This is a genomic window from Erwinia billingiae Eb661 (assembly GCF_000196615.1).
In the GTDB taxonomy this organism is placed as follows: Bacteria; Pseudomonadota; Gammaproteobacteria; order Enterobacterales; family Enterobacteriaceae; genus Erwinia; species Erwinia billingiae.
This window is the reverse complement of record NC_014306.1, coordinates 1,740,827-1,752,811: the sequence shown is the minus strand read 5'-3', so window position 1 is coordinate 1,752,811 and position 11,985 is coordinate 1,740,827. Positions and strand designations below refer to the sequence as shown.

Sequence of the window (11,985 nt, the reverse complement as noted above, 5' to 3'; positions counted from 1 at the left end):
GATGCGCTTATCGTTAAGCTCCAGGCTGCGGCGCTACGCCTATAACACTGCGCTGCTGTACAACCTGCGTATCTTTATCGCCCTTGTGGGTACCGCAGGTGTGCCCTGGTGGTTGAATCAAATCACCTGGACCATTCCGCTAACGTTAGGCGTGGTGGCTGCGGCTCTGGCAGACCTTGACGATCGCCTCAGTGGCCGGCTGCGAAATCTGGTCATCACCCTGGTCTGCTTCTGCATTGCGTCCGTCTCTGTTGAACTTCTTTCTCCGTATCCCTGGCTATTTATCCTCGGTCTTGCCGTGTCGACCTGGGGTTTCATTTTGCTTGGCGCGTTGGGGCAGCGCTATGCCACGATTGCCTTTGGCGCGCTGCTGATCGCTATCTATACCCTGCTCGGCCTTGGGCTGTTCCCTCAGTGGTATCTGCAACCTTCCCTGCTGCTGGTCGGCGCTATCTGGTACAACCTGCTGACGCTCACCGGACACGTTATTTTTCCCGTCCGTCCGTTACAGGAAAACATCGCCCGCAGCTTTGAAGGGCTGGCAGTGTATCTGGAGGCAAAAGCGGGGTTGTTCGATCCGGATATCGAAGAGAATGAAAATGCGTCGTTGATCGACGTGGCCATGGCCAACAGTCAGTTGGTGGCGACACTCAACCAGGCAAAAATTTCGATTCAGTCCCGCTTACGTGGGGACCGGGGACAACGCAGCACGCGCAGAACGCTGCATTATTACTTTGTCGCTCAGGACATTCATGAGCGTGCCAGCTCTTCCCATGCGCAATACCACGCGCTGCGGCAGGAATACCGTTATAGCGATATTCTGTTTCGCTTTCAACGCCTGCTGACGCTGCAGGCAAAGGCCTGCCAACAGTTGGCAAACTGCATTCTGCTGCGCGAAACCTATCAGCATAACAGCCGCTTTGAGCGAACCTTCATTCACCTCAACGCCGCGCTGGATCGTCTTGCTGCTGCCCGTCCAGGGAGCAGTGACGTCAAAGCCATGCACTATTTGTTAAATAACCTCAAAGCCATAGACGCCCAACTGGCGACAATTGAATCAGAGCAAATTCTGGAAAGCCATCATGAGAATCATGATCAAACGCTCTCCAGCGAAGGATTAACCGGTTGGGCCGATATTCGTTTACGTATCAGCCGCCATTTATCGCCAGAATCCCCGCTTTTCCGCCATGCGGTGCGGATGTCGCTGCTGTTGTGTGCCGGCTATGGGTTTGTTCAGCTGACTGGCCTTGAGCACGGCTATTGGATCCTGCTGACCAGTCTGTTTGTCTGCCAGCCGAACTACAATGCCACCAAACGCAGATTAGCATTGCGTATTGTGGGAACCGTGGCGGGTATCATACTTGGGTTGCCTTTACTGTGGCTGGTGCCTTCTTTCGAGGGGCAGCTGATACTGATCGTGGTCACCGGCGTGCTGTTCTTCGCCTTCCGTCAGTCGCAATATGCTCATGCCACAATGTTTATCACCTTGCTGGTACTGTTCTGTTTCAATCTGCTGGGTGAAGGGTTTGAGATTGCCCTGCCCCGCATCTTTGATACGTTGTTAGGCTGCGGCATTGCCTGGCTGGCGGTGGCTTTCCTCTGGCCTGATTGGCGTTTTCGTCGGCTGTCTTCGGTTGCAGAACGCACGCTGACCGCTAACTGCCGCTATCTGGATGCCATTCTGGTTCAGTATCATCAGGGAAAAGACAACCGGCTGGACTACCGTATTGCCCGCCGTGACGCCCACAACGGTGATGCTGAGCTGGCTTCAGTGGTGTCTAACATCTCCGCAGAAAAGAATGCTTCCGCCTCGTTGCGGGAAGCGGCGTTTCGTCTGCTGTGCCTCAACCACTCCTTCCTCAGCTATATCTCGGCGCTGGGCGCGCACCGGGAAAAGTTCACCCGGCCAGCCATGCTGCAATTGATGGATGATGCCGTCTGCTACGTCGATGACGTGCTGCATATTGATCTTATCGATGAACAAAAAACCCAAAGATTGTTGTCGAGCCTCTCTGAGCGACTGGCAGCAACGGAAGCCGACCCGGAAACCAAAGAGCCGCTGGTGCTTCAGCAGGTGGGTCTGTTGATCGCATTACTGCCAGAAATCGCTCAGTTAAAAAAACAGGTCCTGGAAACTTAACGTCTTCTCAGTTCGCTCAGCGTCTGGTACAGCAAGGTTTCGCGGTGCCAGCCCCTGAGCTCCTCTTTGATCGCCACCGGCAGTGCTTCACAATGCAGCCCCTCGATCGCGCCTTGCAACGCAAAAAGAATATTCACCCCAAGACTTTTATTTTTCTCGTGCAATTTTAACCAACTGCGCTTTGCACCCAGCTGCTTTAACATCTCTGCGTTAGCGATACCCACCCGCCTGAGCTGCACTTCCAGTTTCATACTGAGATTAGGCAAATCCTTCAGCCGCCCCGAGTTTTGATGCAGTTTTTTATCCTGCATCGCCCCTTTCAGACACAATTGACAGAGCGCAATCAACTGTTCAGGCTCGGCCCACAGCGGGTTGTCCACGCGGTAGTATTCCAGCGCGACAGGGATCCCCCTTTTGTTAAACATCAACGGTTTCATCTTACGTTCAATGATATACGGCCTCACTTCTTCACAGGCCCGAAGATAGAGATCGCCCTCACTGACAAGCGCAAAGACCACGCTTTCCACTGATAAACTGTAGCCACCAAACTGGCTACGGCTATTTATCTCGCCCAGCGAAGAAAGCTGACGTTTTGCCCTGATAATATTGCTTTTTGAGTCCTTCATATTCCGCATCCTTAACGTTGTAAGACATCCTGGTGTTTCTCCTTTCCTGCAGAAAAAAAATAGGCAATCGCCGTTACAAGTTCAATCAATGATTTGCTTTGCACCCTATCGATTTGTGTTTTTGCGAGGCGTTTTCAAAAAAATAAGGTTGATCTTTGGACACCCTCGCTATACTGTACATCCATACAGTAACCCTGCGAGCGAAGCCAATATGCAAACTCATTCCCTGAAATCTTCTTCTGTTAAAACTGGTGTGCGGACTGCTCCAGACTGTGCGAAAGCCCAGCCTGCAGCTGCGGCGGGCTTAATCAGTGAGCTGATTTACAGCGAGAATCAGCCTGCTATGACGCAAATGTTGCTGCTGCCCTTACTGCAACAGTTAGGGACTCAGTCACGCTGGCAGTTGTGGTTGACGCCTCATCAAAAATTGAGCCGTAGCTGGTTGATTGAGTCAGGGTTACCGCTGGATAAAGTGATGCAGATTCATCATTCCGGTGCTATTACTACCGTAGAGGCGATGATCAAAGCATTACAGACGGGAAATTACAGTGTGGTTTTAGGTTGGTTGACGGGCGATATCACCTTAGAAGATCGTCAGCGGCTGCAAAAAGCGGCATTTGCTGGCAAGGCTTTGGGGTTGATTATGCGACCCGATCGGATCAATTCTGCCTCCTCCAGACCGTTTAATGGCTTAAAAATTCACTCTACTTTGTATCATTAAGTAAAAATAAGAAATTTCTCACGAGAAAATTCTGCAGCTGGCTCGTTAAGCCCCTGATTATGCTATGAGCCTGCGGGACAATGGTTTAGCGCCATTTTCCCCTCAGGTTTTACCTGTATAACCTGTCTGCAGATGTGTAAATTTGTGTACGAAAGCCTATTTTTTTGCTGACCGTCGTCACATCATACTTGTAAGTTTGCTGGTACGTTGTAGACTTTACGTCGCCAGGGTGCTCAATAATCTCCAGTTTTTGGATGAGTCACAATCGAGCTTTATAACCCGGCGAAGGATTAATCAAAGAGCTAATTAAAGCTCATTGCCTATTTGGATGATAACGAGGCGCAATAATGAAAAAGACAGCTATCGCAATTGCAGTGGCACTGGCTGGCTTCGCTACCGTAGCGCAGGCCGCTCCTAAAGATAACACCTGGTATACTGGTGCAAAACTGGGTTGGTCTCAGTACCATGACACTGGTTACTACGGTAACGGTTATGCAAACAATGACGGCCCAACTCACGAAAGCCAGCTTGGTGCAGGTGCTTTCGGTGGCTACCAGGCTAACCAATACCTGGGCTTCGAACTGGGTTATGACTGGCTGGGACGTATGCCTAACAAAGGTAACGTAACTAACGGCGCATTCAAAGCACAGGGCGTTCAGCTGGCTGCTAAACTGAGCTACCCAATCACTGACGATCTGGACGTGTACACGCGTCTGGGCGGCATGGTATGGCGTGCAGACTCTACTCAGCAGAACACCATTACTGGCAACCGCCAGAGCGACCACGACACCGGTGTTTCTCCACTGGCTGCCGTTGGTGTTGAATACGCACTGACTCAGAACTGGGCAACCCGTCTGGATTACCAGTGGGTTAACAACATCGGTGATGCACAGACCGTTGGTGCTCGTCCAGACAACGGCATGTTAGCACTGGGTGTTTCTTACCGTTTCGGTCAGGACGAAGCTGCTGCTCCAGCACCAGCTCCAGCGCCTGCTCCAGCGCCAGTTGTTGAAACCAAGCGTTTCACTCTGAAATCAGACGTTCTGTTCACCTTCAACAAAGCTTCCCTGAAGCCAGAAGGTCAGCAGGCTCTGGATCAGCTGTACACCCAGCTGAGCTCACTGGATCCTAAAGATGGTTCTGTTGTTGTTCTGGGCTATACCGACCGTATCGGTTCTGACCAGTACAACCAGAAACTGTCCGAGAAACGTGCTCAGTCAGTAGTTGACTACCTCGTTTCTAAAGGCATCCCTTCTAACAAGATCTCTGCACGCGGTATGGGTGAATCTAACCCAGTTACCGGCAACACCTGTGACAGCGTGAAAGGCCGTAATGCCCTGATCGATTGCCTGGCACCGGATCGTCGTGTAGAAATCGAAGTTAAAGGCATCAAAGATGTTGTAACTCAGCCACAGGGCTAAGTTCTCTTTGATGAAAAAACCCCGCTCCGGCGGGGTTTTTTTTGGTCTTTATTTTGTCTGCCGGAACCGGCGGAAGGCGCTTTACGGAAGAAATTAATCCGGCTTACCGAGAATGGCCTGCAGATCTTGTTTCAAAGAAGACATCTGCGTGGCGTATTTTTCTTTACGTTCAGCATCTTCTATCAGCTGCACAATCGTTTCGGAAAGCGTGCTGTTACGACGTTGAGCCAGACCGGCCAGACGCTGCCAGACCAGATACTCCAGGTCGATAGATTTTTTGCGTGTGTGCTGATGTTCAGCATTAAAGTGACGCTTGCGACGGGCGCGAATGGTTTGTTTCATCCGGTTTTCGAGCGCCGGATTAATATGTTGAGCAATCCAGGTTAAGACATCAACTGGGCGATTCTCCATCGCCAACAGTTCGTCCACCACCGCCTGAGCCGCACTGTATTCCAGATATCGGGTGATCGCTTCACCCTCCCGGTGTTTTTTCACCAGGTATTTCCATTTCCAACCGCTTTCAAGATTTTCCAGTTGCTGATATTTCATCGGAATCTCATGCTGATTTCGTGACGAGTTTAGAATAACAGCTTTTTTTAAGCATGCCGTAAAGAAAACGGGCTTGTTATCGCAATCTGCTGCTGAACATCGTTTGAAGTGTCACTCTACGGTGCTTAACAGGCTGAAATCTTGTATAATGCCGCTTTTACTCATTTCAGAAAAATACGATAACTTTGACCAACAACAGACTTGAATGGCGTGCCCTACAGCCCGATACAGAAAGCGTTCAGCCCCTCTTCCTGCAGGCACCTGAAGACGACGCCAGCTGCTTTGATGCCGTGCAATCACGCCTGTTTAATGGCCTGAGTCTGCTGCTGCAAACGCCGGCAAAATTGCCGCTGATGCTGATTAAAACAGCTGAAAACGTCGAATATCAGGCTTTACTGCAAGATGTCCTTTCTGGCCTCAGCGAAGATGATGAGGCGACGTTACAGGGAGGCCATTACCAGATTGACGGTATGTCGGTCACCTGGCGTGCTGCGGAAACGGAGCAGGATAACTTTGCCAGCACCGGTGGCATTCATCGTGCGGACTGGATTGAGGCAGAACAGCTTCTGGGCTGTGTACGCTGGTATAACAACCAGCTGACGCTTGAACCGGGACTGGTTCACCGGGCCAACGGTGGCACACTTATTTTGTCTCTGCGGACGTTAATTGCACAGCCTCTGCTGTGGCTTCGCATTCGACAAATTCTCACCACACAGCGCTTTGACTGGCACTCTCCTGACGAGACGCGCCCCTTACCGGTCGCTATCCCCTCCATGCCTTTGCAGTTTCGCCTGGTCCTGACCGGCGACCGTGACGTGCTGGCAGATTTCCAGGAGATGGAACCGGAGATGGCGGCCCTCTGCCTCTATGCGGAATTCGAAGAGAATATCCAGATTGTAGATGGCGAAGAGTTCAGCCTGTGGGTGAAATGGGTGTTGAACGTTGCCACGACTGAAGGCTATGGCCCGATTGCGGAAGACTTCTGGCCGGTGCTGATCCGCGAAGCCGTCCGCTACACGGGCGATCAGGATACGTTGCCGTTGGATCCCTCGTGGATCGCCCGACAACTGCTGGAAGCGGCGATGTACAGCCCGGATCAATCGGTCAATGGCGAGCAGTTGCAAACCGCACTGGAAACGCGTTCGTGGCGTGAGGGCTTCCTTGCCGAACGCGTGCGCGATGAGATCCTGCTCGATCAAATCCTGATTGAAACCGAAGGCACGATGGTCGGTCAGATCAACGCCCTGTCAGTGATCGAGTTCCCTGGGCATCCCCGTGCTTTTGGCGAACCTTCACGCATCAGCTGTGTCGTGCATGTCGGTGACGGTGAATTCACCGACGTTGAACGTAAGGCTGAATTAGGCGGCAATATTCATGCGAAAGGCATGATGATTATGCAGGCCTGGCTGATCTCTGAGCTGGAGCTTGAGCAGCAGCTGCCTTTCTCTGCCTCGATCGTATTTGAACAATCCTATTCAGAAGTGGACGGCGACAGCGCCTCTCTGGCGGAGCTTTGCGCGCTGATCAGCGCCCTCTCCGGTCAGCCACTGACCCAACAAATTGCCGTGACCGGTTCGGTCGATCAATTCGGTCGGGTGCAGCCTGTCGGCGGACTGAACGAAAAAATCGAAGGGTTTTTCCACATCTGTAATCAACGTACGCTGAACGGCACTCAGGGGATTATTATGCCTCTGGCAAACGTTCGCCACCTGTCATTACAGCAGGAAGTTGTTGATGCGGTTCGGGAAGGCAAATTCCATATCTGGGCGGTCAGCAGTGTGGAAGAAGCGTTGCCGATTTTGACCGGTGCAGAGTGGGATAAAGAAGAAGGTCCATGCCTGCTCAGGTTGATTCAGGAGCGTATCGCTCAGATCAATCATCAGGATGGACGTCATCGTCCGTGGCCGTTGCGCTGGTTAAACTGGTTCAACCACAGCTGATCGGACTTGTTCAGCTTACAGCTGTAAGCTAGACTTCGTGACTCATTAAAATAAGGCATATTGAGAACATGGTAGATAAACGCGACTCCTATACAAAAGAAGACCTGATTGCCTCTGGTCGTGGTGAGCTGTTCGGCGCTGAAGGCCCACCGTTACCGTCTGGCAATATGTTGATGATGGACCGCGTGGTCAAAATGACTGAGGATGGCGGTAACTACGGGAAAGGTTTCGTTGAAGCCGAGCTGGATATCAATCCGGACCTGTGGTTCTTTGGCTGTCACTTTATTGGCGACCCGGTAATGCCTGGTTGTCTCGGTCTGGATGCCATGTGGCAGCTGGTTGGTTTCTACCTCGGCTGGTTAGGCGCCGAAGGTAAAGGTCGTGCTCTGGGTGTGGGTGAAGTTAAATTCACTGGCCAGGTACTGCCAACCGCGAAAAAAGTTTCTTACCGCATTCACTTCAAGCGTGTTATCAATCGCAAGCTGGTGATGGGTGTGGCAGACGGTGAAGTGCTTGTCGACGGTAACGTGATTTACACCGCGACAGATTTGAAAGTGGGTCTGTTTAAAGACACGACTGCTTTTTAATCCAGAGTACTAAAACGGAAACCTCCGCTTCGGCGGAGGTTCTTTTCCTTACTACATTGAACAGTCAGATTACGCAGTAACCGTCCTGTCCTCCATGGCTTGTCGCCAACCTCCCAACCAGTGAGATTTCGCATCTATCAATTGATAGGGACACATCTCTTTCGAGCGTCCGGTAATACCGGCCTGATAACCTCGTGAATGTGCCCGTTCTAGCCGATCTCGTTTCTGTCTCTTCATCATGCCTGTAATCCCCTCTTCAGGTCAGGTGGAATCTGGTGGAAAGAAAACAGTGGTCGCTTTCTGCGTAACCACTCATAAGTTCTACCGCCAACTGGTCCAAAGATCAATGCGCAAATTTCACGCCAATGTCATCATTTTGAGACAAACCAGGGCCATTCCTGGCCCCGAATCAGCGCACGAATTGCTAATAAGCCGCTGTAATCCAAAAAAAAAGCCCCTGACTGCGGAAAATCTTAATTTTCGACAATCAAGGGCTTAGCTTTAAAGATTAAATTTTGTTAATTAATGCCACGGATCGCATTTGCGATTTCGCCCGCTTCCTGCTGCCATCCTTTAGCCAGCGTTCTTACTAACGCATCGTAACCATCTTCCGTTTGCGGCAGCGTCAGGGCAAATGAACGCTTAATGATCTGGCCCTGATGCTCAAGAACCCAGTCACCGCTAATCACCGCATGGCCATCGTAGCGGCCCTGGAAGCCCGTGACGTTGACGTTAAGCGTATCCTGCTGTTGCCCTAACTGGCTGGAAGAAACCAGCCAGCCTGGCAGTGCTTCGCCCAGATTAACCACCAGCGTCTGTTGCAGCTGTTGGTCCAGCGGACTGGCCCACAGATTGTTCGCGGCAATGACATATTTCACATCGCTGCTCTGATAGACCAGGCCGTTTCCGGCCAGATAATCTGGCACAGAAACATGCTGAACAAATACCGCCGGACGTGTGGCATCCGCTGGACGGGTTGTCGAGGTCGCTTTACCGCCCGCAGGCAGCTGATAGTAGGTGGTTTCTGGCGTGCTGCTACAGGCAGACAGCATCAGAGCCAGGGCTACGGGGATCCATTTCATCATTATTTCGCCCTCTTAGGCTGCGGGTCCTGGCCAGGTTTAGCTTCAAACACCAGGGCGTTACTCTTACTGTTCAAGGTCTTCAATACCGGTTGCAGCTCACGCATCACCTGATCCAGTCGCTGCATATCTCCCACCATGCGGGTATAAGCCGGCGATCCTGGCTGGAAGCCTTTCATGCTGGTGTTCAGTTCACGCAGCGTTTTCTGCATATCGGCCGGCAGATCCTTCATCGACTGGCTTGAGGTAATCTGGTTAATGTTATCCAGCGTCTTCTGCAGTTCCTGAATGGTTTTCTGACTCTGTTTCAGGGTACTGGTGGCCTGATTCAGCAGCGGATTCAGCGGCAGATTGTTAACCTTATCCAGCGCATCCATCAGTTTCTGCTGGATTTGCGCCAGTCCACCACTCACGGTTGGGATCAGCTCATAGCCAGACAGGGTCCGTGGACCGGTGAATGGCTTGGCATTCTTGTAGAAATCGAGGTCGATATACAGTGAACCCGTTAACAGGTTCGCCGATTTCAGCGAGGCGCGCAGTCCATTGTTGATACCGTCTTTCAGATGCTGTTCGATATTGAAGTCTTTACCCAACATACTCTGGAAACGGTCCGGCTCGATGCGGATCAAGACCGGGATGCGGTAATCGGTATCCAGCTGTTGTGCAAGCACCGTGGATTTAAATGGCACTTCTGCCACCGTACCCAGACGAATGCCACGGAACTCAATTGGCGCGCCAGGTTGCAGGCCACGGATCGAATCGGTGAAGAACATCAGGAAATCTTTGTGGGCGGTATACAGGGAATCCTGAATACTGCGCTGATCGTCGAACAGTTTATATTCCGACTGATTCTGTGCGACCTGTCCCAGTTCCCAGCCGTCCGGCACGTCGAAGCTGACACCCCCGCTAAACAGGGTAGTCAGTGACCCCATTTCCACACGCATACCCGATGCTGACATATCCACCGCTATGCCACTGTCTTTCCAGAAGCGCACGTTGGTGGTGATCAGACGGTCGTACGGCGCGGCGATAAACAGCTGATAGGTCATCATGCGTTTATCGGCATCAAAGTGGCTGGTTTCAACTGAGCCAACCCGGTAGCCACGGAATAGCACCGGATCGCCTGGATTGAGCTGCCCGGCTTTGGCACTGTCGAGGGTGATACGAATGCCTTTGGCATCTGGCGGAGCAAGCGGCGGAGAATCCAGCAGGTCATAGCGCTCTTTTTTATCGCCCTTCACGCCCGGCTGTAATTCGATATAGGCCCCGGAAAGCAAGGTGCCCAGCCCGGTAACGCCCTCACGACCAATTGCCGGCTTAACCACCCAGAAAGCACTGTCGTTTTTTAACAGTTTTTCCATGCCGGAATTCAGACGGGCAGTAATTTCCACATGGTGAAGGTCGTCAGTTAAGACGGCACTCTCCACCACGCCGACATCCACGCTGCGACTTTTGATCGCCGTTTTGCCGCCTTCAATGCCCTCGGCATTGGTGGTGATCAGGGTGACCAGAGGGCCCTGGTGGCTGAAGTGGTAAAACAGGATCCATGCACCAATTAATACGGTGACAATGGGAATGATCCATACCGGTGACCAGCGTTTGATTTGATCAACCGTCGCCACGCCGTGATTATTTTCCTTCAATGCTTGGCTCCTCAAGATTTTTTTCTCGTACACGATCCCAGGTCAGGCGAGGGTCAAAGGTCATGGCTGCAAACATGGTCAGAATAACAACCATGGCAAACAGCAAGGCCCCCGTCGCGGGATAAATACTCATCAACTGCCCCATTCGCACCAGCGCTGAGAGAACAGCAATCACAAACACGTCAATCATCGACCAGCGTCCGACAAACTCAACCACTTCATAAATCTTGTGCATCCGCTCACTGTCATGGTGGGTTGCACCTTTACTGTTGGCATCCCAGCACAGCCAACCGATGGCGATCATTTTCAGCGAAGGCACCATGATGCTGGCAATAAAGATCACCATCGCTACCGGGAACGACCCTTCGCTCCACAGCAACACCACACCGGCCATAATGGTCGAGGTGATTTTGGTGCCCAGCGCCTGGGTGATCATAATTGGCATCAAATTAGCCGGGATATAGAGCAACATTGAGGTCACCAGCAACGCCATTGTCCATTGCAGACTGTTCTTACGACGGGCGTACCCGCCTGTCCCACAACGGGTGCAGGTATACTGATCGACCGGGAGAATAGCGGTGCAGCAACGGCAGGAACGTAGCCCCTGATGAATGCCGCTGATTGCAGGGATCGGTTTGGCGGGAATTTCTGGCATCGGCTCAATGCGGTTCCATAACCAGCGGCGATCGACACATTGAAACGCCCTGAGCTGTAACACACAAAACAGGCACCAGGGAATAAAACTGGCTCCGACGCCGATATTGCCATAGGCCATCAACTTAACGAAGCTGACCAATACGCCTGCCAGAAAAATCTCTGACATGCCCCAGGTCTTGATCTGAAACAGCATGCGAGACATGCCTTTCTTCAGCGGCAGCGACAAACGGACTGGGTTGACCAGAAGCAGAATAATCACCATACAAACGGCAGGGACCGCCTGTACAAACACCATAAACAGCGTAGCCAGGCTGTTGTAATCCTCAGATACCATCACCTGAGGAATACGCAACAGGGTTATTTCGCTGCTCAGTCCCGCTACGTGCATATTGACGAACGGGAACAGGTTAGCCAGAACCAGCATAAACAGTGCCGCCAGCGCATAACCGGTAGGCCGCTTTTGCGGCTCTATCCAGTTGGCCGTCAGCGTGGTTTCGCAACGCGGGCAGCTGGCTTTACTACCCGGTTTCAGTTCCGGCAGTTGTGTCATCAGGTCACACTGCGGGCAGAGCATCCATTGATCAGCGTGGTGCGATGAACACATAAACGACCTCTTGCT

Annotated in this window: 11 protein-coding genes; 5 read left to right on the top strand and 6 right to left on the bottom strand. The window is 52.0% G+C overall.

Annotated features, from left to right (window positions below; genetic code table 11):
• Window position 1: 1 nt before the first annotated feature.
• Window positions 2–2,140, top strand: a complete 2,139-nt coding sequence (gene yccS, locus EBC_RS09465; protein ID WP_013201568.1) for a YccS family putative transporter — start codon at window positions 2–4, stop codon at window positions 2,138–2,140.
• Here yccS and EBC_RS09460 read toward each other — a convergent pair.
• Window positions 2,137–2,766 (bottom strand): TfoX/Sxy family DNA transformation protein, encoded by a 630-nt coding sequence (locus EBC_RS09460; protein ID WP_013201567.1) that lies wholly within the window; start codon window positions 2,764–2,766, stop codon window positions 2,137–2,139. The two genes, yccS and EBC_RS09460, sit on opposite strands and share 4 nt — an antisense overlap.
• Before the next feature lie 211 nt (window positions 2,767–2,977).
• Here EBC_RS09460 and sulA point away from each other — a divergent pair, with 211 nt between their 5' ends.
• Together sulA and ompA are read left to right on the top strand one after the other, a co-directional pair.
• The gene (sulA, locus tag EBC_RS09455; RefSeq protein ID WP_013201566.1) at window positions 2,978–3,487 is read left to right on the top strand and encodes an SOS-induced cell division inhibitor SulA; all 510 of its coding nucleotides are present in this window, start codon (window positions 2,978–2,980) and stop codon (window positions 3,485–3,487) included.
• A 347-nt stretch (window positions 3,488–3,834) separates the two neighbouring features.
• Complete coding sequence (ompA, locus tag EBC_RS09450) at window positions 3,835–4,908, top strand: porin OmpA (protein ID WP_013201565.1); 1,074 nt, start codon at window positions 3,835–3,837, stop codon at window positions 4,906–4,908.
• A gap of 93 nt (window positions 4,909–5,001) precedes the next feature.
• On the opposite strand, the gene matP is transcribed toward ompA, so the two are convergent.
• Window positions 5,002–5,457, bottom strand: coding sequence for a macrodomain Ter protein MatP (gene matP / locus EBC_RS09445; protein ID WP_013201564.1), 456 nt, complete (start codon window positions 5,455–5,457; stop codon window positions 5,002–5,004).
• Window positions 5,458–5,642: 185 nt separating this feature from the next.
• On the opposite strand from matP, the gene EBC_RS09440 reads away from it, so the two are divergent.
• Complete coding sequence (locus EBC_RS09440) at window positions 5,643–7,397, top strand: AAA family ATPase (RefSeq protein WP_013201563.1); 1,755 nt, start codon at window positions 5,643–5,645, stop codon at window positions 7,395–7,397.
• Between the two features lie 68 nt (window positions 7,398–7,465).
• Window positions 7,466–7,984 (top strand): bifunctional 3-hydroxydecanoyl-ACP dehydratase/trans-2-decenoyl-ACP isomerase, encoded by a 519-nt coding sequence (gene fabA / locus EBC_RS09435; RefSeq protein WP_013201562.1) that lies wholly within the window; start codon window positions 7,466–7,468, stop codon window positions 7,982–7,984.
• A 69-nt stretch (window positions 7,985–8,053) separates the two neighbouring features.
• Here the strand turns inward: fabA and rmf are convergent, their stop codons facing one another.
• From rmf to pqiA, 4 genes are all read right to left on the bottom strand, one after another.
• Window positions 8,054–8,221, bottom strand: coding sequence for a ribosome modulation factor (gene rmf / locus EBC_RS25075; RefSeq protein WP_071822140.1), 168 nt, complete (start codon window positions 8,219–8,221; stop codon window positions 8,054–8,056).
• Window positions 8,222–8,502: 281 nt separating this feature from the next.
• Window positions 8,503–9,069: a membrane integrity-associated transporter subunit PqiC gene (gene pqiC / locus EBC_RS09430; protein WP_013201561.1), complete on the bottom strand. Its 567-nt coding sequence runs from the start codon at window positions 9,067–9,069 to the stop codon at window positions 8,503–8,505.
• Window positions 9,069–10,709, bottom strand: a complete 1,641-nt coding sequence (pqiB, locus tag EBC_RS09425) for an intermembrane transport protein PqiB (protein ID WP_041691957.1) — start codon at window positions 10,707–10,709, stop codon at window positions 9,069–9,071. Before pqiB ends, pqiC begins: the two co-directional genes overlap by 1 nt.
• Window positions 10,696–11,970, bottom strand: a complete 1,275-nt coding sequence (pqiA, locus tag EBC_RS09420) for a membrane integrity-associated transporter subunit PqiA (protein WP_013201559.1) — start codon at window positions 11,968–11,970, stop codon at window positions 10,696–10,698. Before pqiA ends, pqiB begins: the two co-directional genes overlap by 14 nt.
• Between the last annotated feature and the right edge of the window lie 15 nt (window positions 11,971–11,985).